The following is a 23569-nucleotide window of genomic DNA, read 5'->3' as shown; positions in this document are numbered from 1 at the left end:
ATGTCATCGACTCGATGCATAGAAGGACACCTTTCGTTCGTAGTGGGCGACGGCCTCGGAGGCGAGGAAGGCGAATCCGAACAGCACGATCAGCAGCGCCCAGAACTCGGGCATCAGGAAGTTTCGTGAGTAGAGCTCGAACAGGTAGCCGACCCCGACAACGGCGATCAGGAGCTGCCCGATGATCACGCCCTTGAGGCCACGGATCAGACCCAGCCGGATGCCGGCGAGCATCTCGGGGAGCGCGGCCTTGAGCACGATCTGCAGGTAGAGAACGCGCTTGGTGGCGCCGAAGGACCGGCCCATCTCCACCAGGGACGGGTTGACTCGTTCGACGCCGACCTGGGTGTCCAGGGCGATCACCCAGACCGAGAACAAGAACACCGTCACGACCATGGTCGGCAGGCCGAAGCCGAGCAGGGCCATCAGCGCGGGCACGACGGCGGTGAGCGGTGAGCTCTCGAAGATGTTGACCCACATGCCCATCACGGATCCGACGGTCTTGCTCGTGCCCATCCAGATGCCGACTCCGATGCCGACGACGAAGGACAACGCCATCCCGATCAGGAAGGCTTGCAGTGTGATGGATGCGGCCTCGATGAACGTCTCCGAGGATACGACCTCGGCCATCGCCTTGATGCATTCGGAGAACGGCGGGATCAGTGACACCAGCCCGAGCCGGCCGATGACCTCCCACAGCACGAACCACACGATCAGCGAGAACGCCATCGGGATCCGGCGACCACGAAGCTCCATCACTCCTCCAGGTAGTCCTGCAGCTCGGCCCAGATCTGTTCGACCCAGTCGAGGTAGGCAGGACTACGCCGAATCGCGTCGGATCCGCCACTGCGGTCGACTCCCGGACGGACGACCTTCGACACCTGGGAGGGACCCCGGGTGAGGATCACGACCTGATCGGAGACGTAGACCGCCTCTTCGATCGAGTGCGTCACGAAGATCACGGTCTTCTTCTCGACGTTGAGCAGGTGCAGCAGGTCCTCCTGGAACTTCCGACGGATCTGCTCGTCGACCGATGCGAACGGCTCGTCCATCAACAGGATGTCCGCGTCGACCGCGAGTGCGCGGGCGAGCCCGACGCGTTGCCGCATGCCACCGGAGAGCTGGTGCGGGTAGGCGTCCTCGGAGCCGGCCAGGCCCACCTTGGCGACGCACTCCCGGGCGATCTGCTCCCGCTCCGCTCGTGAGACGCCGCGCATCTCCAGACCGAAGGCCGCGTTGCGGAGCACCGTTGCCCAAGGCAGCAGCGCGAAGTCCTGGAACACGAACGCCCGGTCGGACCCGGGCTTGGTCACCGGCACGCCGTCGACCTCGACCTGCCCAGACGTCGCCTCGACGAGGCCCGCGATGATCTTCAGCGTCGTGGTCTTGCCGCACCCGCTCGGTCCGATGATGCTGGTCAGCTCGCCCCGCGGGATGTCGAAGCTGACGCCCCCCAGTGCCTTGACCTCGCCGAACTCCTTCGTGAGGTCGCGGACCCGGACCGCGGGGGTGCCGTCGGGCGGCGCCGTTCCGGGCTCGGAGGTGGTGTTCGCGCTCTCGGTCATAGTGCCCTCATCTCAGGACGGAAGAGTTTCAGCTCGACCCGTTGCAGCAGCGTGATAGTGATGCTCGCGACGAGGATGATCGACAAGATGGAGGCGAACATCCGAGGATAGTCTGCGACCGAGCGGTAGTAGGTGATCAGATCTCCCACGCCTGTCGGGGTGATGATCAGCTCGGCAAGGATCGCGCCGGTGAACCCCTGGGCGAGGCCGAGCCGCAGCCCGGCGAAGATCAGCCCGCTGCCGGCCGGGACGACGACCTTCCGCACGCGCTGCCGCCGCGTGGCCAGGAAAGAGTTGCTCATCTCCAGCAGGGACTTAGGGGTGTTGGCGATGCCGCGGTAGGAGTTCAGCGCGATCACGGGGGCGCTGAGCAGCACCACTGCGAAGACTTTGGCGGCGAAGCCGATGCCGTAGACGAACGTGATCAGCGGCACGATCGCGGCCGAGGGCGACGCCTGCAGCACGATGAACACCGGCAGCCCGAACCACTCGGCACGCGGGGACAGCCCCATCACCAGGCCCGCGACCACGCCGCCGATCCCGGCGAGGAGCACGCCGACGATCAGCGGCCCGGCCGTCTCTACGTACGCCGCTGCGAACGTCCCGTCGACCAGCATCGAGCCGAAGGCAGCCAGGGTCTCACTGCACGTGGGGAACGCGATGCTGACAGGGACCCTGCCTGCCCATTCCCACAGCCCGAGCACGAACAGGATCGAGGCACCCCGCAGCACCCACGGATGGACGCTCAGCGCGCCCGTCCGGGCTACGACAGTTGAAGCCACGCGCTAGTTGCCCGCGCTTTCGACGGTCTCCACGGCCTTCTTCATCGGGTCGAGCGTCCAGAAGTCTTCGACCTTCAGGTCGGCCGGCTCGCCCTTGAGCTGCCCGGCGGCACCGTAGTACTCGAAGTCGTCCTGCGCGGCTGCCTCTCCGCCGCAGTCGTCGGTGAACAAGCCCTCTTCAGAGGCCTGCTCGTAGTAGGGGAGCAGCTCCTCCTCCAGCTCGGCTGGAAGGTCCTTCAGCAGGCCGAGGCGCTCGCGCTCCTTCTGGACGTAGCTCGGGTCCTCGTTGATCGAGCGCCATACGGTGAGGACCTCTTCGAGGAGGACCTGCACCGACTCCGGGTTCGACTTCAGCCACTCGGTGTTGCCGAACAACACCTCGTCGCTGGCTTTCGTCTCGGGGGTGGGCAGCACGTGGAACTTACCGGGCGCCTCGCCCATCACATAGTTCTTGTTGGGGATGTCGAGGACCGTTGCCTTGACGTTGCCGCGCAGGAGCGCAGTCGCACGCACCTCCGCACCCGGCACGAAGCTGACCTTGCCGAACTCGATGCCCTCGTCCTGCTGCACGATCTCGGCGAGCGCCTCCGTCGTCGAGCCACGCGAGTGCACCGTGAAGGTCTCACCGTCCAGGGCCTGCCAGTCCGGGTAGGCGGCCTTGTCGACGACGGGGAAGAAGCGCGCTCCGGCCAGCTGGCAGAAGATGCGCAGCGGCGCCTTGGATCCCTGGATCAGGGCGTAGGGGGCGCCGAGCCCGACGTCGGCCTGACCACCGACGACAGCCTGGTTGGCGAGGTCCTCGTCGGCCAGCTCGATCAGCTCAACCTTGGTGCCGCGCTCGCGCACCCGCTCCAGCGCCAAGAACAGCGCGAGCGTCTCGACGGACTCGATGTCGCCCAGCGCGACCTTGATCGTGTCGCCATCGCCGCCCTCTGAACCACCTCCACCGCAGCCAGCCAGAACCAGCGACATTGCCGCAACAAATGCCCCGAACGACTTCATCTTCATGCCCATCTGCCGGAACATATCAGATATAGTCGGATTCCGACAGGGTAGTTCTGCAGAAGGGGCGTCGCGCCATGGCCAACCTGAAGTCGCGGTCGATCTACCTCGCGCTGCGAGAACGGATCCTGTCCAACGACATCGAGCCCGGCACCCGCCTGGTGTTGCGCGACGTGGGCAACCACTACCAGGCCAGCGACATCCCGGTCCGCGAGGCCTTGCGCATGCTCGAGCGCGACGGCCTGGTCGACACCGCGCCGTACGTCGGGGCCCGGGTCACCACACTGACCGCCAAGGAGGTCGAGGAGACCTACTTCATCCGCTCGCACCTGGAGAGCGTCGCGACAGGCCTGGCCGCCGACCGGATCACCGAGGACGAGCTCGCGGAGCTGGACGTGCTGATGGCCAACATGGATGCGGCGGTCGAGGCGCAGGACGGGCCGGCCTTCTCGGACCTCAACCGGGAGTTCCACCGCACGATCATCGCGAGCTGCGGCAACGACATGTTGCGCGAGCTGACCATGGACATCTGGCAGCGCCACTCCGGGTTCCAGCGCGTGTTCCGGAGGGTTCCCGAACGGCTTCGCACCTCCCAACGTGAGCACGAGGGGATCATGGCCGCGCTTCGCGCCCACGACAGCGACGAAGCTTCACGGCACGCGCTGCTGCACAAGCGGTCCGTCCAGGACTCGGTCAGCACGCTGGTCGACGAGGTCTGACCCGGCGCGCTACTGGTTGGCGGCCCTCCGTGGTGCCTCGTCAGACGCCTTCTCAGGAGACGGAAGCTCGACGTCCTCGCCTTCGATGTGGCCGGACGTCCAAGCACCTGGCTGGGCGAAGTCGATGGTGCGAACCGTGCGCCCGGCACGTGGCTTCGTGACGTACGTGGGCAGGGTGACGGGCAACGGATCCCAGACCAGCTCGCCGGAGGTGGCGACCGACGGAGCCGCGATGACGAGCTGCTCGTCCAGGGCGTCGACCTCGAGCGGTGTGGACTCCATGACGTGACGGCGGGCCGGGTCGACGTCCTCGGCCTGACCGGAGACGATCACCGTGGATTCGTCGTCAACGGCATCCGCTTTCGCCTTCGTCCTGCTCTTCGCGTTCGCCTTTGCCTTGGCCTTCATCTTCCGCTTGGACTTGGTCCTCGATTGACGAAACGAATAGACACCACGCTCCCGGCGAACCTGAATACGACAGGCGACGAGCCAGGCGATCACGAGCCCCGCCGGGATGGCGACCGACCACACCGGCACGATGACGAACCCGACCAGGCCACCGACGATCGCGGTGGCGGCGAGCAGCGTAAGCAAGGTGCGCCGGCGGCGTCGGGCGGCGATTCGAGCTGCGGCCCGGGTCACCTGTGGGCGAGGTGGGGCCTCGGATGTGGGCTCGTCGACCGGCTCACCTGCCTTGGCCTGCTCCGGTTTTTCGGCCTCTGCTTCATCGGCTTCGGCTGCTGGACGTGAGATGACGCGGCTCAGCGGGCTCAGGGTCTCCAGCGATGACGAGGTGCTCGCCTCGTCGTAGCGGCGCAGGACGAGGGGCACGAAGTACGCCGCCCAGACGGCGACGACGAACGCGACGATCAGACCGGTGCCCACGTGGAAAACCGTAGGCCCCTCGCCAGCCGATTCTCGGCACGTGCCGCCGTGTGTCGCCTGAAACCTTCTGGGGCTGGTGTGGTTCAGGCCTGTGTGGTGGACAACCGGGACACGAGCCCGTCGCCCACCTGCCCGGCCAGCACTTGGAAGACGCGATGGTCGCGCCAGTCGCCGGCGATGTGCAGGAACCCCGGAGCGGTGCCGATCTCGGTGAAACCGAGCTTCTCGACCACGCGCAGGCTGGCCGTGTTCTCCGGCCGGATGGCGATCTCGACGCGGTGCAGCTGCACCTCGGTGAGGAGGTGGTCGCACACGAGCGCCACGGCCGTGGTGGTGATGCCGCGACCGGCGTGACTCTGCGCGACCCAGTACCCGAGGCTCGCCCACCGCGCCGACCCCCAGGTGATGCCGTTGACGGTCAGCTGACCCACCATCGTGTCGTCCCAGGTGATGGCGAAGGGCATCGAGCGCCCGGCACGCGCCCGTCGTCGCATCGAGCCGATCATGGCGCGGTAGGACATCGATGGATGGCCGGCCTCGGGAGGCAACGTCGCCTCCCACGGACCGAGCCAGGCGGCGTTGTCCGCGCGCAGCCGCTGCCAAGCCGGGGCGTCGCGGCGACGCAGCGGGCGGACCGCGACCCGTCCGTGCCGCAGCGTGACCGGCCACCCCCGGGTCAGGACGGACCCCGCTCGTGGTTGCCGCCCCGCAGCTGGTCGACGGCGTGCGGCACGACGTCGGTCAGGACGGCGATGGCGTCCTTCACTCCCCCGCTGGAGCCAGGCAGATTCACGACCACGGCTCGTCCGGAGACGCCGGCCAGTCCGCGCGAGAGCATCGCCGTGGGTACACCCTTGGAGACGCCGTGCGCGCGGATCGCCTCGGCCACGCCGGGCAGCTCCCGGTCGAGCAGGGGACGGGTGGCCTCTGGGGTGCGGTCCGTGGGGTTGATTCCGGTGCCACCGGTGGTGAGCACCACGTCGGCGCCGTCGTCGACGGCGGCCCGAACGGCCTCGCGCACCGGGTCGCCATCGGGGACCACCACCGGCGCTGCGGTGTCGAAGCCCCATGAAGACAGCGCCTCGACGAGCAGGGGTCCGGTCGTGTCGTCGTAGACGCCAGCGGCCGCGCGGTTGGACGCCACGACAACAGCACCCCTCATTCCAGTCTCCAGTCGCCGCTGCGTCCGCCCGACTTGGCGATGACCTCCACGTCGGTGATGCGGGCGTGCTTGTCGACCGCCTTGATCATGTCGATGACGGTGAGCGCGGCCACGGTCACCGAGGTGAGCGCCTCCATCTCGACGCCGGTCCGGTCGGTGGTCCGCACGGTTGCAGAGATCTCGACGGCATCATCGGCGATCTCGAGGGCCACGTCAACGCCGCTGATCGCCAACGGGTGGCAGAGCGGGACGAGGTCCGGCGTGCGCTTTGCGGCCATGATGCCGGCCACGCGTGCGACGGCGAGGGCGTCGCCCTTCGGCACACCCTCGCCACGCAACAGCTCGACGACCCGGGCCGAGACCTCGACCCGGCCGCGCGCCGTGGCCGAGCGGGCTGTGATCGCCTTGTCGGAGACGTCGACCATGCGGGCGGCGCCGGACTCGTCGAGGTGGCTGAGCTCATCACTCACTAGAACGGCCTGTCGAGAACGAGGGTGCGAACGGTGTCGCCGAGGTTGAGCGCCGTCTCGTCCTCGCCCACCACGATGAGCGCGTTGGCCTTGGCCAGCGAGCCCATCAGGTGCGAGCCGTGCCCCTGGATCGGCGTGACCTTGGCGCCGCGGTGGGTGACCTCGAAGACGCCGCGGACGTACTGACGCAGGCCGGTACGCGACTGCAGATCGGACGCCAGCACGGCGTGTACCATCGGACGTCGGTACGGCGTGCGGCCCATCAGACGTCGGATCGCCGGCAGCACGAACACCTCGAACGAGACGTAGGCCGAGACCGGGTTGCCCGGCACGGTGATGATCGGCTTCTGCTCGTCGAAGACGCGACCGAAGCCCTGGGGCTTGCCCGGCTGCATGGCCACCTTGTCGAACGAGACGGTGCCCAGCGCGGACAACGTCTCCTTGACGACGTCCTTCTCGCCCATGCTGACGCCGCCGCTGGTGACGACGAGGTCGGCACGGACAAGTTGATCGGAGAGCATCTTGCGGAACGAGCGCGGGTTGTCGTCGACGGCGCCGACGCGGTACGCGATCGCGCCTGCCTCGCGCACGGCGGAGGCCAGCATGTAGCTGTTGCTGTCGTTGATGGAGTCGTAGTCGAGGTGGGTGCCCGGTTCGCGGAGCTCGCTGCCGGTGGAGATGATGACGACGCGCGGGCGTGGGCGCGCCTTGGCGCGGGGGGCTCCGAGGGCAGCCAGCAGACCGATCTCGCGCGCCCCGAGAACCGTGCCGGCGGGCAGCACGAGATCACCGGCCTGGACGTCGCTCCCCTGCGTGCGAACGTGAGCGCCGACCGCCGGGCTCTCCTGGATGCTGACCCGGGCGTTGCCGCCGTCGGTGCGCTCGAACGGGACGACGCTGTCGGCGCCGCGCGGGATCGGCGCGCCGGTCATGATCTTGACGGCGGTGCCGGCGCTGATCGCGAACGGCCGGGCCGACCCGGCCAGGATCTCGCCGACCACGGGCAGCGTGACCGGCGTCTCGAGTGTGGCTTCCTTGACGTCCTCGGCTCGCACCGCATAACCGTCCATGCCGGAGTTGGCGAACCGCGGCAGGTCGATGGGGGCGACGAAGTTCTCGTGCAACGGCAGGCCGAGCGACTCCACGATCGGCTGGTCGTAGGCCTCGAGCGGACCCACGCCGCGCAGGATGCGCTCGAGGTGGTCCTCGACGGTGATCATGTCGTCGCTGATGCTGGCCGGGCGGGCACGCACGCGTGGCCCGGGTGGCGGAGGTTCCGGAGCCGCGGGAGCCGCACTCGAATGGGCTTCCCGGGCGGGGTCGTCGGGTGCTGGCGCGGCCTCGGTGGACGCCTCGGGCGTGGGTTCCTCGGTTTCGTCCGGCCCGAGCGGAAGCATGCTCTGATCCGGCCCGGAGTCCGGGGTTTCCGAGGACATGCGGCTCAGCCTAACCGTGTGCCTTCGGGGATGCTGCGAGCCGTGCCATCGTCGTCGAGTCGAACTTCACCGGTCACGACGACCCCACGACCGAACGTCCAGTCACCCTCGACCGTCAGCGACGTGGCCTCGGCGAGCGACGGTGGGTCGGGCAGCCGGGCGTCGAAGTCGGCGATCGTCGAGTAGAAGCGCCGGTCGAGGTCGACGAGCGGAGTCTGCGCCCGCGCGCGGACCTTGAGGTCGTCGCCGACCTCATAGACGTCAGAACGCAGGACCAGGAGATCTCTCGTGGTCTTGACCGGCAGGAACCGCGAGCGGTCCACCTCGATCGCCGTGGCACCGTCGAACACCTCGACGGCGGCTCCCATCGCGGACTCGATCTGCACGACCCGCGGTGACGCGGGATCCGCAGGGTCGACGTTCTTCTCGTTGCGGATGAGCGGCAGCCCGAGGACGCCGGAGCGATCGGCGAGCATCTGCGCCAGCTTCTCGAGGTCGAACCAGAGGTTGTTCGTGTGAAAAAATCGATGCCTGGTCAGGTCTGACGCTGACTCCACATCCTCTGGTGGAGTCTGCGCGATCTCTCGCAGCACCAGGCGACCGTCGTCGCGTCGCACCACCAGGTGGCCACCCTTGACGTCGGCCGGCGTGCGTCGGCAGACCTCGGCGGCGTACGGCGCACCGGACGCCGCGAACCACGCCATCATCGCCGGGTCAGGGGCGGCGCCGAGATTGTCGGAGTTGGAGACGGCGGCGTACCTGAATCCGGCGTCGAGCAGATCACGGAGCACCCCCGACGTCTCGAGCGCGGTGTAGAGGTCGCCGTGGCCGGGCGGGCACCACTCGAGCGACGGGTCGTCGGGCCACTCGACCGGCGTCAGGTCGTGGGCGAGCAGCTTGGGCTCACGGTTCTGCAGGAAGTCGAGCGGGACGTCGTCAACCGCAAGGTCACCGTGGTGCGAGAGGGCGGCTCGGGTGTCGTCGTGGGTGCGGAAGCTGTTCATGAACAGCAGGGGAAGCCGGACACCGTGCACGCGCCGCACGTGCTGCACCTGACCGACGATGATGTCGAGGAAGGTGAGGTCGCCGCGCACCCGGAGCAACGACTTGGCCCTGTCCATGCCCATCGACGTACCCAGCCCGCCGTTGAGCTTGATCACCGCCGTGGCCGCGACCGCCTCGGAACCGGCCTCGTCGGTCTCGAGGTCGGTCGCCCGCTCGAGATCGGTCAGCGGTTCGACGTCCGCCTCGGCGATCATCCCGGTGGCTCCGCCCTCGAGCTGGGCGTAGAAGGACGTGAAGACGTCGATCGCGCGCTGCGGCACGCCGGCCTCGGTCATTTTCTGCTGCGCTCGCGCGAGTCCACTCACCGGCACAGGTTATCGTCGCCCCCGTGAGTGATGCTGTGACCAAGGACGAGCTGCGGGGGCAGGTGCGCCGGAGCCGCCAGGAGCGGGGACCGGAGCAGCGTCTCCTGGTCGCCGACGCGATCGCCACCCATCTGCTGGCCGAGCCGTTCATCCAGGTCGACCGCGTCGCCTGCCACCTCTCGATGGGTACCGAGCCGGGCACCGGGCCTCTCATCACCGGCCTGTTGCAACGCGGCGTCGAGGTGATCGTCCCGGTCACCCACACCAAGGACCATCAGCTCGAGTGGGTCGCATTCGACCCCGCCGCTCCGCTCCGCCTCTCCTCCATCGGCATCCCGGAGCCCCACCGCGGGCCGCACCTGGGCGCGGGCGCGCTCGAGGACACCGGTCTGGTGATCGTGCCGGCCCTGGCGGTCGACCACTCCGGACATCGGCTCGGTCGAGGCGCGGGCTACTACGACCGTGCGCTGAAGTCCGTCACTGCTCCCATATGCGCGGTGGTCCACTCGAACGAGCTGATGGAATCGGTTCCGCACGAGGAGCACGACGTTCCGGTGCAGATGGCGGTCACCGAGGTGGGGTTGTTCCGCGTCCCGCCAGGGTGACGGCCCCCGAGAAGTCGTCAGCCCGGGCGGGACGCGAGATTGGGTTTGATCCAGTACGTGATCGGGACGATCTCCACCTTCCGGCCCGGTCGAGGCGCGTGGATCATCTTGCCGCCGCCAAGGTACATCGCCACATGGAAGATCGACCCAGCGCCCCCCTTGCTCCAGTAGACGAGGTCGCCCCGCCGGATGCTGCCGACCGAGACCTTCCGGGTGCGGGAGTACTGGCCCGCGGCCGAGTGCGGAAGACCGACGCCCGCAGCGCCCCACGCCTTCATCACGAGGCCCGAGCAGTCCCATGAGCCGGGGCCCGCGCCGCCCCACTTGTAAGGCTCACCGAGCTGCGCCCGGGCGAAGGCGATGGCCTTCTCGACCTTGCTGCCCGAGGCCGACGGCGAAATGGCCGGCCCTGGGTCAGGCTTGGGCGTGGGTTTGGGCTTGGGCGTGGGCTTGGGCGTGGGCTTCGGTTCGGTCGGTTTCGCCTCGGTCGGTGGCGGATCGGTCGGTGGCGGATCGGTCGGCTCGGTCTCGGGCTGTTCCGTGTTCGGCGGAGGCCCGCCGACCGGCGACGACGGACCGCCCTGGTCGATCTTCTCGTCGATCTCGTCCTGCTTCTTGGTCGCCTCCGTCACGGTGACGTCCTGCGCGGCAGCGAGCTGTTCGAGCAGCGCCTTGCGCTCTCGCTCGGTCGAGTCGACGGCGGCCTCTGCCGCGCTGATCGCCTGCTCGATGCCCGCGGCGGCCGCGGCCTGCTTCTCGACGGCAGCGCGCCGGGCCTCCTGCGCAACATCTGCCCGTCGAACGGCTGCGTCGTGGACGACCTCGCGCGCCGTCAGCGTGTCGACCCGGGCGTTCATCGCCTCGTTGGTGCTCGTGTAGGCACCGGCGCGCTCGAGGAGCTGTTGCGGCCCGTCGCTCTCCAGCATCGTGGTGAGTCGGGACGTAGCGGTGCCCGACTGGAGCTGCTCGACGGTGAGGGTCGCGACGACGTCCCGCTGGTCGTCGAGCTGCGCTTCGGCCCGCTTGACAGCTGCGCGCTGACGCCGGAGGTCGGCCTCGGCCTCGGCCAGCTCGAACCGCGCGCCGTTGAGCTGCTCGGCGGCGGCAGCCGAACGGGCCAGCAGGTCGTTCAGGTGCATCCGCGACTGCACGAGCCGGACCTGCAGCTCGCCGACAGACGGGTTGTCAGCCTCGGCTTGGGGCGTGCTCGCGACCGAGAGCAGCACAGACACCGCTAGCCCACCGATCGCGAGGGGGAAGACACGCATGACCACCAAGGTAGTCACGTTCTGCCCCATGCGGACCAAAAATCACAGAAAAACCATGCGCCACTTGCGTGTCGGTGCTTCACATTGGTCACGACATGCTGATAATGCCGCGCCGACGAGCGCTACTGAGTCGTGGGGTGCAGGGTCAGCGTGTTCTCGGTGGACCCCTCGACGGCCTTTGCGCCGAACACCCACGGGAGCGTCCGACCCTCGGCCCACAGCGGCAGCTGGTCCGCGTAGTTGGGGTGGTACGCGTGCCCCGAGTTGCCGGACAGCTGGATCCACCTCGATCGGTCGAGGTTCGCGAGATCGACGACCATCCGCATCGACGGCACGGCGGTGACCTCGTACCCCTCCGCGGCGTCCCACGCGTTCGCATTCACGAGGCCGCCGCCTCCCCCGACATGAACCGGCCCACGGTTGAACACGCGGTTGACCAGCCCGACGCCCGAATCTCCCAACGTCGGGTTGACCAGCGTCAGCTGGTGCAGCTGACCCCACTCCCATCCGCGCGGATCACGCGAACGGACCATGGTCAGCTCGTCACGAGCCCGGATCATCGCGTCCCGGAGCACGTCGTCGCGGCGCTCGACGACCGTCGGAGTCGCGAGGTTGTCCCACCAGTGACTGGTGGGATTGTCGATGATGGTGCGCACGACGTTGAACCACCGCTCACCGCCGTCGGGCCACTGCTCGCGCGGGAGCTCGTCGTGGAACGTCAGCTCCAGGATGTTGCGCCACACCACGTTGAAATAGGTGGCGCCTCTGGAGTCGGGAGTCTGCTGACGGTCCCAGGCGCGTAGCGTGTCCTGGCCCTCCCGGGCGAATCGGGTCTCGAGCGGGACGTCGAGCAGGTACCGGGTCAGCCCTTTGGCGATGGGGTTGTGGCTGTCCATCTGGAACCGCGACATGTCGCGGACGGACAGGCTCTTCTTCGATGCGAGCAGCGCGCGGATCCGCTCGGAGCGGTACCCGACGGCCGTGTCGGCACCCAACAGGTACGGGTACTGATCGCCGATGACCTGGTTGTTCGCGGTGACGATGAAGCCTTCGTCGGGGTTCAGCTCGCTCGGGAGCGAGCGGAACGGCACGTACCCCGTCCATTCGTGCTTGCCGTCCCAGCCGGGTACCGGCCAGCGCCCGTCGCCGCGGCTGCGAATCGGGATGTCGCCGGGCGCCTGGTAGCCGATGTTGCCGTCGACGTCGGCGTAGAGGAGGTTCTGCGACGGCACCGTGAACTTCCGGGCCGCGGCCTGGAACTCCGGCCAGTTCTGCGCCTTGTCGAGCGCGAAGATCGCCGAGATCGTGGAGCGTGGTCTCGATGCCGTCCATCGCAGCGCGACCTCGGTCGTCTCGTCACCGACCTCGGCGACCTCCTCACTGGCATCGGACAGGAGTGGACCGTGCCGGGTCGATCGCACGATGATGGTGCGGGTCTCGCCGTCGGCGACCTTGATCCGCTCGCGCCGCGTCCGCAGCGGCACCTGCTTGCCCTTGTACTCGTAGGTCTCGCCCGTGACGCGCTCCACGTACAGGTCGGTGACGTCGGCATACATCGTGCTGACGCCCCAGGCGATGCGCCGGTTATGTCCGACGACGACGCCGGGCATTCCGGAGAACGAGAACCCCGACACGTCGTATGGGCAGACCTCGGTGATCTCTCGGCAGTGCAGACCGACCTGGTACCAGATCCCGGGCATCGACGGGGAGAGATGCGGGTCGTTGGCCAGGATCGGCTTGCCGGTGGCGGAGCGCCGGCCGGCGACGACCCAGGAGTTGGAGCCGATGCCCTCCCCGGTGCCGAGAAGGGCCGGCAGGGCTTCGGCCGCGTCGCGAGCCTTCGCCAGCGACACACTGGATGCTTCGGCAGCCGGCTCGATCGGGCGTTTCCCGAGCTGGCCCCGGACGTCGGGCCGGCGTTTCGTGACGATCGGGTCGTGCGTCCGGGGCGGGTCGGGGTAGAGCTCTTCGACCTGCTCGACCGACATCTGGCGCGAGGCCATCACCCGATCGATCTCGTCGTTCATGTTGCTGCGCAGGTCCCACGCCATCGCCTTGACCCACGCGACGGAGTCGACCGGCGTCCACGGCTCGGGGCGGTAGTCGGGGCCGGTCAGCGACAGCACCGCGTACTCCAACGACAGCTGCGAGCCGGACTTCCCGTCGATGTACGCATTGACCCCGCGCGCATACGCCTGGAGCAACGAGCGGGTCTCCATGTCGAGCTCCGCGTACTCCTGTTCCGCGACACGTCGCCAACCCAGCGTGCGGACGAACTCGTCGGTCTCGAGGCCGCTCTCGCCGACGAGCTCTGACAGGCGTCCGGCCGTCACGTGTCGGCGGAAGTCCATCTCGTAGAACCGGTCCTGTGCCTGCACGTAGCCCTGCGCGAAGAACAGGTCGGCCGAGTCGTCGGCGTAGATCTGCGGGATGCCATGGCCGTCGCGCTTGACCTCGATGACCCCGTTCAGCTCATCGAGCCGGACCTCGCCCGTGGTGTCCGGAAACGCCCTGCGCACCGTGACGAACGAGAAGACGGAGAGCCCCACGAGCAACACGGCGACCAGAGCTGCCAGGGTCACCACGATGCGCCGCACCCGGCCATTCTGCATGGCGTGGGGCCAGGGTGTGTCTCCCTATTCCGGTTCGTGGTGCGCGTGGTGTCGCGCTCGGCTGGCAAGGCAGAGGAGGGAGGCGCACCGGTGTTGTGCGGCGACCGACGATAACGCTGCCAGGCGAGATGCGACGCCGCGCGAACCCGGATCGGAATAGGGAGACGCGCCCTAGGTTCGGCCGGCCTCGCGGATCTCGCCCACCAGCTCCTCCAGGACGTCCTCGAGCATGATGACCCCGAGCACCGTGCCGTCCTCGTCGGCTACTCGGGCCATGTGCGAGCCGCGGGCCTGCATGGTGCGCAGCGCGTCGTACAGGCCGGAGCCGGGGGCGACGGTCGCCAGCGGACGCACCCATTTGTCGGCGACGGCCCGGTTCCGGGCTTGGTCATCGGTCTCGAGGACGTCCTTGATGTGCAGGTAGCCGATGATGTCGCCGGTGGCGTCGGTGACCGGGAAGCGCGAGAAGCCGGTGTCCGCGCACGCCTGCTCGACGTCGACCGGAGTGGCGCTCGGCTCGATCGTGACCAGGCCGAGTCGCGGCAGGAGCACCTGATCGACCGTGCCCTCGTTGAAGTCGAGAGCACCGGAAACGAGACCGTACTCGTGCTCGTCGAGCAGACCTTCGCGCCGTGACTCCTCGACGAGAACGGCAACCTCGTCGTGGGTGAACGAGGAGGACACCTCGTCCTTGGGCTCGATGCGCATCAGGCGCACCACCATGTTGGCGATGCCGTTCAGGGCGACGACGAACGGGCGGAGCACGGCGATCACGGCGAGCATGAACGGACCGAGGATCAAGGCAGCCCGGTCGGGCCCGACGAGCGCAAGGTTCTTCGGCACCATCTCCCCGAGCACCACGTGGGCGAACACGACGATCGTCATGGCGACGACGAACGAGATCGGGTGCACGAGTCCGGCCGGCACCGCGAGTGCGTCGAACACCGGCTCCAGTAGGTGGGCGATCACCGGTTCGCCGACGGCGCCGAGGCCGAGCGAGCAGATGGTGATGCCGAGCTGAGCAGCGGCCATGGCCAGCGTGACGTTCTCGACGGCGCGCAGCGCGAGACGCGCGGTGCGTGACCCGGCCTGTGCCGCCGGTTCGAGCTGGGTGCGGCGCGCCGAGATGAGCGCGAACTCGGCGGCGACGAACAGGGCGTTGAGGGCCAGCAGCACGAGTGTGAAGAGGATGCCGAACCAGCTGCTCACGACGACCCACCCCCGGCCGGCGTCGCGTCGACGGTCATGACGACGCGGTCGATGCGTCGGCCGTCCATGCGCTCCACCGAGAGGTGCACCACCAGGGGAGGCGGGTCGTCCTCGTCGTCGTCGGGTGTGCGGTCGAGCTCGAAGGTGACGACGTCTCCGCGGTGCGCGAGCCGGCCGAGCTCGGCGTTGATGAGCCCGGCGATCGTCTCGTAGTCCTCGCTCTCCGGCAGCGCGATCTCGGTCTGCTCCTCCACCTCGTCGGGTCGCAGCAAACCGGAGAGTGACCAGGCGCCGTCGCGCCGGTGTCGACTGCGCGCCGACAGACGGTCGTGCTCATCGGCGATGTCACCGACGATCTCCTCGACGAGGTCCTCCAGGGTGACGACGCCGTCGGTGCCCCCGTACTCGTCCACCACCACGGCCATCTGCATGCCCTGGTCGCGCAGCAAGGTGAGCAGGGGATCGAGCTCGAGGCTGTCTGGCACCGTGGTTGCGGGGTCTGCGATCTCGGCCAGCCGCACGGACCGCCGCCGGTCCGGCTCGACGCCGACGGCCTGCTTGACGTGCACGATGCCCAGCACTTCGTCGGGCGTGCGACCGATCACCGGGAACCGTGAGTGACCGGTCTGCCGGGCCGCCTCGATGACGTCGTCGGCCGTGTTGCGGCCCTCGAGGAAGTGCACATGGACTCGTGGCGTTCGCACGTCGGCGGCTGTGCGGTCGCCGAACGCGATGCTGCGTGCCACGAGCTCGGCCGTCTCGTCGTCGATGTCGCCGTGAGCCGCCGAGCGCAGCACCAGCGAGCGCAGTTCGAGGGGCGAGCGGGCCGAACGAAGCTCCTCCTGCGGCTCGACACCGAGCGACCGCAAGATGGCGTTCGCGAGGCCGTTCAGCGCACCGATCGGCCAGATCATCGCGCGGGTGAACGCGCGCTGCGGCAGCTGGGTGATCGACGCGGTGGCCTGGGGCAGGGCCAGGGCGATGTTCTTGGGGATGAGCTCGCCGACGAGCATCGTGACGATGGTGCTGGCGGTGATCGCGATCGCGTACGCCGTGGCGCGCGACGCGCCCTCGTCCAGCCCCAGATCGTCAAGTGGTCCGCGCAGAATGGTGCCGAGCGCCGGCTCGGCGAGGAACCCGATGACCAAGTTGGTGATGGTAATGCCGAGCTGGGCGCCGCTGAGCTGGGTGGAGAGCGTTCGCAGGGCCTTGAGTGTGCCGATCGCCCCCTGGTCGCCGGCTTCGGCGTCGCGCTCGATCGTCGCGCGATCGACGGTGACGAAGGAGAACTCCGCAGCCACGAAGACGCCGCAGGCGAGCATGAGGAAGAGGGAGAGCGAGAGCAGCAACCACTCGGTCATGAGACTGGTCCGGCAGGGACGGGATCGGTCACGATGACCGCAACTGTACCCTTGGGACGGCTGTCAGAACGAGCGGAGTAAGTCGTGCCCACCTACCAGTACCAGTGCACCGAGTGCGGTCAAGCACTCGAGGTCATTCAGTCGTTCTCGGACGACGCCCTGACTGTGTGCCCCGACTGCAACGGGCGCCTCCGCAAGGTGTTCGCCGCCGTCGGCGTCGTCTTCAAGGGCTCTGGTTTCTACCGCAACGACAGCCGCTCGACGACCACGTCCAGCGAGCCGGCGACGAACGGCTCCGCCAAGCCAAAGAGCGAGTCGCCGACGACGAAGAAGGAGTCGTCGAAGAACGGCTCGTCCTCGGACAGCTCGTCGACCACGAGTACCCCTGCCCCCACCGGCGGATGACCCGGGCGACCGTCGACGACGTTCACGCGCTCGCTGCCGGTATGCCCGGCGCGACGAAGGACACCTCCGGACCGACGGTCTACCTGGTCAGCCGGCGCAGCTTCGTCTTCTTCCGCAATCCACGACCCGATGCCGTCGACCCCGACACCGGTGAGCGCTACGACGACGTGATCGTCTTCTGGGTCGCCTCGGAGGAGGACAAGCAGGCGCTGGTGCTCGACGAGTCCACGCCGTTCTTCACCACCCCACACTTCGACGGGCACCTCTCGGTGCTGCTTCGAGGTAGCCGGATCGGCGAGCTCCAGCGAGACGAGCTCGCCGAGATCGTCTACGACGCGTGGCTGTCACGCGCCGGCAAACGTGCCGCCGCGGCCTGGCTGGCCGAGCGCGAGCTCTCCTGACGCTGTGGACGTGTCGGGGCGAGGACTCGCCATCGCGTCCTAGCCTCCGGGCGTGGAAAGAATCTCGCGCTTCGTGCTGCGCCATCGCCGACCGCTCGCCGCCCTGCTCGCCGGCCTGGCCGTGTTGCTCGCGCTGGGTGCGCTTCGCGCTGAGCCACCCGGGCACACGGTGGTCGTCGCGGCCCACGATCTCGCCAGTGGCACGAAGCTGGCCGCCGCCGACGTGCGTCGAGCCCGGCTTCCGGAGGCCGTTGCGCCGGCGCACAGCACCAGCCGCGTCGACGACGTGATCGGTCGCACGGTCGCGGGTCCGATGCGGCGGGGCGAGGTGGTCACGGATCGTCGGGTCGTCCGTGCAGACCGCATGAGCGGCTTCCCCTCCGGAACGGTGCTGGCCACCGTGCGGCTCGCGGACGCCGACGCGCTCGCGAGCCTGCGGGTGGGCGATCGTGTCGACGTCGTGGCCGTCGCGCCGGACGGCGGCGAGAGGGCCGAGGTGGTGGCACGCGGCGTCGAGATCGTCACCCTGCCGAGCACCGACCACGAGTCCGGCGGCGTTCCGGTCGGCGTGGCGACGAGCGAAGATGAAGCGCTCCGGCTGGCCGAGCGTGCGCTCGACGCGCGGCTGAGTGTGCTGGCGTCCCGGGCGTAGACGGAGACCGCTCTTTCTGGATACGTTCCCCGTGATCGTTCATCTCTCAGAGGGGCCACCAATGATCAAGGGATTCAAAGAGTTCATCATGCGCGGGAACGTCGTCGACCTGGCTGTCGGCATCGCCATCGGCGTCGCGTTCACCTCACTCGTCGCCGCGTTCGGCACCTACTTCATCAACCCGCTGGTGGCCTCCGTCGGTGGCTCCAGCGAGAAGGGCCTCGGCTTCCAGATCACTGACAGCAGCAAGACCCTCGTCGACATCGGTGGGCTCATCAACGCGCTGATCGTCTTCGTCGTGACGATGGCGGTGATCTACTTCGCCGTCGTGGTTCCCGTGCAGAAGCTTCAGGAACGGCGCAAGACCGAGCCCGAGGCCGAAGCCGTTCCGGAGGACCTCGCCGTCCTACGCGAGATCCGCGACGCACTGCTGAATCAGACTCGCCCGTCGAGCGGCGGCGAGCACCTCTAACCGTGGTGGGGCGGCACGTCGCGACGCAGCTCGTCGTCGCGCGTGTCGTCCACCGGTTCGCTCCAGCCCTCGTCGGTCTCGTCGTCGGTGGTGTCGGGTAGCAGGTCGCCGAGCAGCCGTTCGCGACGGCGCTTCTTCAGGGCCTCCTCGTCAGAGGACACCGTCGAACCAGTCCGGCGTCAGCTTCGGATACTGCGGGTGCCAGCCGGTGCGATCACAGAATCGCTGCGAGCTGACGCGCTGCGAACGAGAGATCATCTCGAGTCGCTGGCCACCGAGTCGCACCGTCACCATCGAGAAGAAGCGTCCCTCCTTGCGCCCGGCCGCGAGAGCGAACGTGTCGGCCATGTCGCGTCGCTTCACCGGCTCGGCGCCGACGTTGTAGGCGCCGGCCGGAACCGTGAGGGCGGCGACGGTGGCCGGGCCGACGTCCTCGATGTGAACGACATGGGCCCAAGAGTCCGGGTCGCCGATGCCGATCCGACGGCCGGCCCGGGCGCGCCGCAGCAGCCACGCCGAGTTGCCGTCGAGCCCGGCGATCTGCCCGTACCGCAACGAGACTCCCTCGCCGCCCGACCGCGTGAACTCGTCGATCTCGCCCTCGGCCACGACGATGTGCTCCGTGGCCCGGGTGAGCTCGATGTCGCTGTGCTCGTCGACCCAGTCGTCGCCGTGGTCGGCGTAGACGAAGCTCAGGCTCTGCTGCACGAGACGTCCGACCCCGGCCTCCCGGGCTGCGGCGGCGACGACAGCGGTGCCGTGACTCCGGAGACGGTCGTTGGAGCGCCAGGCGCCGGGAAGCAGCATGGTGAATCCGACCGGGACCCGGGTGGCGTAGTTGACGACGGCGTCACAGCCGCGCATCGCGGTCGCGAGGGCCTGCTGGTCGAACAGGTCGGCAACGACGGGCTCCGCACCGCGTTGGGCGACAGCCTTCGCTGCCTTGGATGAACGGGCGAGTGCGACGACCGTGTGTCCGGCGTCGAGGAGGGCAGGAATGGTCGATCGACCCATGACTCCGCTGCCTCCGGTCAGGAGAACCTTCACGTGTCACTCCGATGTGATGGCGGCTCCGGGCAGCGAGGTGTAGCCCCCCGGAATGTGATCAGGGTAACAACGCGTGCTCCGAAAAGAACCTCCACATGAGCTCGGTGGCCCGGATTTCGTTCGAATTGGACCAGCCGGCTGCACCCGGCCAGGCGTGGGTTTCGCCGGCCACGAGATAGGCCGACACCTCGCTGCCGGCGGCGCACCCTTCCCACTGCGACAGCGTGACCTGCGGCGACACCTGTGACGTGCTCGGCAAAGGATCACACCGGTTGTGCTCGGCCCAGTCGGTGAGCGCCTCGGTGACGCCCGGCAGCTCGCCGATGATCGTCTCCGCTCCCGAGTACGGGATGACGGGGTCGTCTGCCCCGTGGAAGTAGATGATCGGGCGCGGCGGCGCGGAGTCGCAGCGAGGGTCGTAGTACTGACCCGAGACCGCGCCGAAGGCGGCAAAGTCGCGGGAGTCCTCGCACGCCAGCGCCAGGGTGAGTGTCGATCCGTTCGAGAAGCCGGCGGCATAGACCCGCCGATCGTCGACGCAGATCGTGTCCTTCACCCGGTCAAGCAGCTCATGGACGTAGGTCACGTCGGACGGCGGGTCGTCCGACGTGGCTCGAAAGGTCCACGCTGGGACGACTCCCGAACCCTCGGGCGCCACGACGATGACTTCCTCGTCGTCGGCGAGCTCATCCATTCCGATGGCTTCCAGCAGGTTGCGAGGCTCATCGCCGACGCCGTGGAAGAGGAAGATCACCGGCAGGCGGGTACGGCCGTCGTAGTCGGGCGGGACGTGCAGGACATAGCTCCGTTCGGTTCCCTCAGACGTGATCTGATGCTCCGTGGTTCCCTCGTCCGGCGGCTGCGCCGGCGAGCACGGCTCACCAGATGGCGCGTCGGGCGGCGACCCCGGGCCGCATCCGACCAGAGTCGTGACCACCGCCACCGCGAAGGTGGCGATCACGAGAGAACGACGACTGGTCACGCGATCGAGCGTAGAGCGCCTGGCGGATCGCGTCCGCGCCCCGCGCAGACCTGTATTCTCGCGGCGAGCCCCCGTAGCTCAGGGGATAGAGCATCGGTTTCCTAAACCGAGTGCCGCAGGTTCGAATCCTGCCGGGGGCACCCAGCAAAACCGCAGGTCAGAAGGCAGCTTCGACCATCTCAGGCAGCAGCACCCAGGCCGACCAGGTCGGCGCTGACCCGCCAGAGCCGCGCGGCCGCGGTCTCGTCGTAGCTCTGCGCGGACGACGACATGGGCTTGCTCTTGGTGAAGAAGAGGCCGCTCACCCGCTCGAGGTCGGGAGCCGACGCCACGTGGATCGAGGTGACGGCACCCTGGTCAGGCGCCTTCATGAACGGCCGCATGAACGGCACGACGAGTCGCTGGATGACGCTCGGATCCTCGGCACCGAACGCCGTGCTCACCATGCCGGGATGCAAGGCGTTCGCCGTGACGGACGTGGACCGCAGCCGTCTGGCCAGTTCGTACGTGAACATGACGTTCGCGAGCTTGGACTGGTTGTAGGCCCGCGAGCCGGAGTAGGACCGCTCGTCCTGGAGGTCGTCGAACTCGATGCGCCCCATCGACTGCGCGTTGGACGCGACCGTGACCACCCGCGCCGGGCCGCTCTGCTTCAACCGTTCGAGCAACAGGTTGGTGAGCAGGAACGGCGCGAGATGGTTGACGGCGAAGGTGCGCTCGAGCCCATCTGCAGTGACGTGTCTCGTGTCCCAGTAGCCCCCGACATTGTTGACCAGCACCTCGATCCGCGGGAGCTCCCGGAGCAGCTCCTCGGCCAGCCGCCGCACCTCTGCTTGGGAGGACAGGTCGGCCACGAACACGTCCACCTGACCGCCAGCGGCTCTGATCTCGCCCGCTGCAGCTCCGGCGCGCGCGGCGTCTCGCCCGGTGATCGCGACGCGAGCGCCCATCGCGGCCAGGCCGAGTGCGGTCGCCTTGCCGATGCCACCTGTGGCACCGGTGACGACCACCGTCCGGCCGGCCATCGGCCCGCCCGCCTGATTCACGAACGCTTGACGGTCGACGGTGGTCCAAATCCCTTGGCGATCAACCAGATCGGCATGAACACGAACTCGAACAGTCCGCCCGGAATCAGGAGAACCATTCCAGGTCCCTCGTTCATGTCGAGAACGCCCAGGAGGTCAAGCACCACTCCCAAGGAGAGCGCGGCATATCCCACCAGGCCTAGTACGGCGATGGATCGGGGAACCAGCCGTGAGACGAAGAGCAAATAGGTCAGAATCAGGCCGCCGATGCCGGTCGGAATGTAGACCCACAGCAGGTGGTTCGGGACAACCTGCAGCTGGATCAGGAGATAGACGCCGCATGCAGTGGAGACGGTGAACTCGACGATTCTGAGTACCGGATACCAGAAGGCCAGTCTCTGATTGACGGTCTTCAAGACCTGGTACATCAGAAGGCCGATGCCGACGACAGCGATGCCGGAACACATCATGAGCAGCACGCCGACTGTCATTGGTGCTCTGTCGGTGTCACCGTCCACAAAGGACTGGATGAGTGACGTCCCGATCATCGCCGTGACCATCTGGACGATGAACAGGATGCCCACGGTGACCGCGATCTTCCGTCGCGACCTGGCACTTCCCGGCGATTGAGCAGGGGTCGTGGTCTGTGTGCTCATGAGCGTCCTTCTTCAGTAGGGATGGTGATGGCGACCTTGCCGCGCACGTGGCCGGCGATGAGATGACGCATGGCGTCGGGGACCTCGTCGAGCGGGTAGGTCTTGTCGATGCACGGCACCACCTGGCCCGCCTCGATGAGTGGGGTGAGCCGTTCGAAGAAGGAGCCGTGCTCCTTGGACGCCAGCATGGCCAGCCGTTGACGCACGAACATGGACACCAGCGGCGCCCGCAGGCTCCGGCCGAAGCCGCCCGTGACATTGCCGCCTTCCTCCCCGCCGACGAGGACGGCCGTCCCGGTGGGCGTGAGGGCGCGGCGCAGCCGAGACAACGAGGGGTTGCCGCCGATGTCGAGGATCAGGTCGTACTGGTGCTCGCCATCGGCGAAGTCGTCCCGCGTGTAGTCGAGGACATGGTCGGCACCGAGCGACCGCACCAGGTCGAGCTTCGCGGTGCTGCTCACACCGGTGACTTCCGCTCCCAAGGCCTTGGCCAGCTGCACGGCGTAGGTGCCGACTCCCCCGGACGCACCAAGCACCAACACCTTCTGCCGAGCCTCGACCTTGCCGGCGTCGAGCGCCTGCAGGGCTGTGCTCGCCGACACCGGGACGACCGCGGCCTGCTCGAACGTGAGGGTCGCCGGCTTGACGGCGAGCTTCTCCTCCAAGGCCGCGGCATACTCAGCGAAGGACCCCTTGGCGTTCCCGTACACCTCGTCACCGACGGCGAACCGGGTGACCGCAGAGCCGACGGCGACAACAGTGCCGGCGACGTCGATCCCCGGAACACGATTCTTCGGCCTACGGAAACCGAACCCGATGACGCGAAGAAGGTACGGGCGGCCAGCCATCATGTGCCAGGTACCCCGGTCGAGACCGGCCGCGTGAACGCGGACGAGTACCTCGTCGTCGGCGATCTCGGGGCGGTCGATGCGGGTGCGATTGAGGACGTCGACGGCGCCGTACGCGTCCTGGACGATGGCCTCCATCGTGATGCCCGAGGCTGTGAGCGACGCGGTCTTGCGGTGCTCTGGGGTGACTCTGATTCTTTTCGTCATGTCGCTTTGCGAATCCATTTCACGTCGCCCTTTGATAGAAGTTCACTCTCCTCCTGCCGGAGGGTTCTGTCCGGTGTTTCCGAATGCAACTCCCGGATCTACACCCAGCGAAACCGCAGGTCGCCCGAGGGTGACCTGCGGTTTCGCTCACTCGCGCTGGGTCAGTACTGGACCGACTCGACCTCCTCGAAGATCTCGAAGCGCGGTGCACCCTGGACGCCGGCCGAGCCCATGGCCTCCCTGAGCTCGGGGTTGTCGCGGAACTGCAGGGCGGCTTCAGCCGTGTCGAAGCCCGCAACGATGGTGATGTTGTTGTCGTTCTCGATGTTCCGGTTGAGGCGGTGGAAGCGGGCGCCGCCCTTGGCGGGCGGGAAGCTGTCGAAGACGTTCTTCCAGGTCTGGTAGTCCTCGACGTCGTGGTTGATGGC

The 23569-nt window shown here is 68.0% G+C and carries 27 protein-coding genes and 1 tRNA gene; 7 read left to right on the top strand and 21 right to left on the bottom strand.

Annotated elements, in window-relative coordinates; all coding sequences use genetic code 11:
• Window positions 1–3: 3 nt before the first annotated feature.
• Genes ACRDPN_RS14530 through ACRDPN_RS14515 form a run of 4 tightly spaced genes read right to left on the bottom strand, consistent with a single transcriptional unit; the run spans window position 4 to window position 3361 of the window.
• Entirely contained in the window at window positions 4–756 is a 753-nt protein-coding gene (locus ACRDPN_RS14530; protein ID WP_431449322.1) for an ABC transporter permease, read from the bottom strand.
• On the bottom strand, window positions 756–1565 hold the full coding sequence (locus ACRDPN_RS14525) for an ABC transporter ATP-binding protein (RefSeq protein WP_431449320.1): 810 nt from the start codon (window positions 1563–1565) through the stop codon (window positions 756–758). Before ACRDPN_RS14525 ends, ACRDPN_RS14530 begins: the two co-directional genes overlap by 1 nt.
• A complete protein-coding gene (locus ACRDPN_RS14520; protein ID WP_431449318.1) occupies window positions 1562–2347 on the bottom strand; it encodes an ABC transporter permease in 786 nt (261 codons plus the stop codon). Before ACRDPN_RS14520 ends, ACRDPN_RS14525 begins: the two co-directional genes overlap by 4 nt.
• A 3-nt stretch (window positions 2348–2350) precedes the next feature.
• A complete protein-coding gene (locus tag ACRDPN_RS14515; protein WP_431449316.1) occupies window positions 2351–3361 on the bottom strand; it encodes an ABC transporter substrate-binding protein in 1011 nt (336 codons plus the stop codon).
• A gap of 65 nt (window positions 3362–3426) precedes the next feature.
• On the opposite strand from ACRDPN_RS14515, the gene ACRDPN_RS14510 reads away from it, so the two are divergent.
• On the top strand, window positions 3427–4068 hold the full coding sequence (locus tag ACRDPN_RS14510; protein ID WP_431449314.1) for a GntR family transcriptional regulator: 642 nt from the start codon (window positions 3427–3429) through the stop codon (window positions 4066–4068).
• 9 nt (window positions 4069–4077) lie between these two features.
• On the opposite strand, the gene sepX is transcribed toward ACRDPN_RS14510, so the two are convergent.
• The 6 genes from sepX to ACRDPN_RS14480 form a co-directional block, all read right to left on the bottom strand.
• Complete coding sequence (gene sepX, locus ACRDPN_RS14505) at window positions 4078–4953, bottom strand: divisome protein SepX/GlpR (protein WP_431449312.1); 876 nt, start codon at window positions 4951–4953, stop codon at window positions 4078–4080.
• Window positions 4954–5036: 83 nt separating this feature from the next.
• Window positions 5037–5633 (bottom strand): GNAT family N-acetyltransferase, encoded by a 597-nt coding sequence (locus ACRDPN_RS14500; protein WP_431449326.1) that lies wholly within the window; start codon window positions 5631–5633, stop codon window positions 5037–5039.
• Window positions 5630–6115, bottom strand: coding sequence for a MogA/MoaB family molybdenum cofactor biosynthesis protein (locus tag ACRDPN_RS14495; RefSeq protein WP_431449310.1), 486 nt, complete (start codon window positions 6113–6115; stop codon window positions 5630–5632). Before ACRDPN_RS14495 ends, ACRDPN_RS14500 begins: the two co-directional genes overlap by 4 nt.
• The gene (moaC, locus tag ACRDPN_RS14490; protein ID WP_431449324.1) at window positions 6112–6540 is read right to left on the bottom strand and encodes a cyclic pyranopterin monophosphate synthase MoaC; all 429 of its coding nucleotides are present in this window, start codon (window positions 6538–6540) and stop codon (window positions 6112–6114) included. Before moaC ends, ACRDPN_RS14495 begins: the two co-directional genes overlap by 4 nt.
• A 44-nt stretch (window positions 6541–6584) precedes the next feature.
• Window positions 6585–8021 (bottom strand): molybdotransferase-like divisome protein Glp, encoded by a 1437-nt coding sequence (glp, locus tag ACRDPN_RS14485; RefSeq protein ID WP_431449308.1) that lies wholly within the window; start codon window positions 8019–8021, stop codon window positions 6585–6587.
• 5 nt (window positions 8022–8026) lie between these two features.
• Complete coding sequence (locus ACRDPN_RS14480) at window positions 8027–9397, bottom strand: UTP--glucose-1-phosphate uridylyltransferase (protein WP_431449306.1); 1371 nt, start codon at window positions 9395–9397, stop codon at window positions 8027–8029.
• A gap of 17 nt (window positions 9398–9414) precedes the next feature.
• Here ACRDPN_RS14480 and ACRDPN_RS14475 point away from each other — a divergent pair, with 17 nt between their 5' ends.
• A complete protein-coding gene (locus ACRDPN_RS14475) occupies window positions 9415–9996 on the top strand; it encodes a 5-formyltetrahydrofolate cyclo-ligase (RefSeq protein ID WP_431449304.1) in 582 nt (193 codons plus the stop codon).
• 17 nt (window positions 9997–10013) lie between these two features.
• Here the strand turns inward: ACRDPN_RS14475 and ACRDPN_RS14470 are convergent, their stop codons facing one another.
• From ACRDPN_RS14470 to ACRDPN_RS14455, 4 genes are all read right to left on the bottom strand, one after another.
• A complete protein-coding gene (locus tag ACRDPN_RS14470) occupies window positions 10014–11264 on the bottom strand; it encodes an NlpC/P60 family protein (protein WP_431449302.1) in 1251 nt (416 codons plus the stop codon).
• 122 nt (window positions 11265–11386) lie between these two features.
• Window positions 11387–13861, bottom strand: a complete 2475-nt coding sequence (locus ACRDPN_RS14465; RefSeq protein ID WP_431449300.1) for a penicillin acylase family protein — start codon at window positions 13859–13861, stop codon at window positions 11387–11389.
• Window positions 13862–14047: 186 nt separating this feature from the next.
• On the bottom strand, window positions 14048–15085 hold the full coding sequence (locus ACRDPN_RS14460) for a hemolysin family protein (RefSeq protein WP_431449298.1): 1038 nt from the start codon (window positions 15083–15085) through the stop codon (window positions 14048–14050).
• Window positions 15082–16446, bottom strand: a complete 1365-nt coding sequence (locus ACRDPN_RS14455; RefSeq protein ID WP_431449296.1) for a hemolysin family protein — start codon at window positions 16444–16446, stop codon at window positions 15082–15084. Before ACRDPN_RS14455 ends, ACRDPN_RS14460 begins: the two co-directional genes overlap by 4 nt.
• Window positions 16447–16530: 84 nt before the next feature.
• Here ACRDPN_RS14455 and ACRDPN_RS14450 point away from each other — a divergent pair, with 84 nt between their 5' ends.
• From ACRDPN_RS14450 to mscL, 4 genes are all read left to right on the top strand, one after another.
• On the top strand, window positions 16531–16851 hold the full coding sequence (locus tag ACRDPN_RS14450) for an FmdB family zinc ribbon protein (protein WP_431449294.1): 321 nt from the start codon (window positions 16531–16533) through the stop codon (window positions 16849–16851).
• Window positions 16848–17252 (top strand): MmcQ/YjbR family DNA-binding protein, encoded by a 405-nt coding sequence (locus ACRDPN_RS14445; RefSeq protein WP_431449292.1) that lies wholly within the window; start codon window positions 16848–16850, stop codon window positions 17250–17252. The genes ACRDPN_RS14450 and ACRDPN_RS14445 overlap by 4 nt, the downstream gene beginning before the upstream one ends.
• Window positions 17253–17304: 52 nt before the next feature.
• Window positions 17305–17904, top strand: a complete 600-nt coding sequence (locus ACRDPN_RS14440) for an SAF domain-containing protein (RefSeq protein WP_431449290.1) — start codon at window positions 17305–17307, stop codon at window positions 17902–17904.
• Window positions 17905–17965: 61 nt separating this feature from the next.
• Window positions 17966–18376: a large conductance mechanosensitive channel protein MscL gene (gene mscL, locus ACRDPN_RS14435; RefSeq protein ID WP_431449288.1), complete on the top strand. Its 411-nt coding sequence runs from the start codon at window positions 17966–17968 to the stop codon at window positions 18374–18376.
• Here the strand turns inward: mscL and ACRDPN_RS14430 are convergent.
• Genes ACRDPN_RS14430 through ACRDPN_RS14420 form a run of 3 tightly spaced genes read right to left on the bottom strand, consistent with a single transcriptional unit; the run spans window position 18373 to window position 20405 of the window.
• Complete coding sequence (locus ACRDPN_RS14430) at window positions 18373–18537, bottom strand: hypothetical protein (protein ID WP_431449286.1); 165 nt, start codon at window positions 18535–18537, stop codon at window positions 18373–18375. The genes mscL and ACRDPN_RS14430 overlap by 4 nt on opposite strands.
• Window positions 18527–19423, bottom strand: a complete 897-nt coding sequence (locus ACRDPN_RS14425) for an NAD-dependent epimerase/dehydratase family protein (protein ID WP_431449284.1) — start codon at window positions 19421–19423, stop codon at window positions 18527–18529. Before ACRDPN_RS14425 ends, ACRDPN_RS14430 begins: the two co-directional genes overlap by 11 nt.
• A gap of 58 nt (window positions 19424–19481) precedes the next feature.
• Entirely contained in the window at window positions 19482–20405 is a 924-nt protein-coding gene (locus tag ACRDPN_RS14420) for an alpha/beta hydrolase family esterase (RefSeq protein WP_431449282.1), read from the bottom strand.
• A 67-nt stretch (window positions 20406–20472) separates the two neighbouring features.
• Between ACRDPN_RS14420 and ACRDPN_RS14415 the strand changes: the two genes are divergently transcribed.
• Window positions 20473–20545, top strand: a tRNA-Arg gene (locus ACRDPN_RS14415).
• 39 nt (window positions 20546–20584) lie between these two features.
• Here ACRDPN_RS14415 and ACRDPN_RS14410 read toward each other — a convergent pair.
• The 4 genes from ACRDPN_RS14410 to ACRDPN_RS14395 all read right to left on the bottom strand — a co-directional run.
• The gene (locus ACRDPN_RS14410) at window positions 20585–21451 is read right to left on the bottom strand and encodes an SDR family oxidoreductase (protein WP_431449280.1); all 867 of its coding nucleotides are present in this window, start codon (window positions 21449–21451) and stop codon (window positions 20585–20587) included.
• Entirely contained in the window at window positions 21448–22086 is a 639-nt protein-coding gene (locus tag ACRDPN_RS14405; RefSeq protein WP_431449278.1) for a DUF4386 domain-containing protein, read from the bottom strand. The genes ACRDPN_RS14410 and ACRDPN_RS14405 overlap by 4 nt, the downstream gene beginning before the upstream one ends.
• On the bottom strand, window positions 22083–23141 hold the full coding sequence (locus ACRDPN_RS14400; RefSeq protein ID WP_431449276.1) for an NAD(P)-dependent alcohol dehydrogenase: 1059 nt from the start codon (window positions 23139–23141) through the stop codon (window positions 22083–22085). Before ACRDPN_RS14400 ends, ACRDPN_RS14405 begins: the two co-directional genes overlap by 4 nt.
• A gap of 161 nt (window positions 23142–23302) precedes the next feature.
• Window positions 23303–23569 (bottom strand): hypothetical protein (locus ACRDPN_RS14395; protein WP_431449274.1); only part of this gene is annotated, 267 nt, incomplete at its 5' end.

The sequence above is a fragment of the Aeromicrobium sp. genome, from assembly GCF_050700635.1.
Classification (GTDB): Bacteria; Actinomycetota; Actinomycetes; order Propionibacteriales; family Nocardioidaceae; genus Aeromicrobium.
This window is presented reverse-complemented; position numbering and strand designations above follow the sequence as displayed.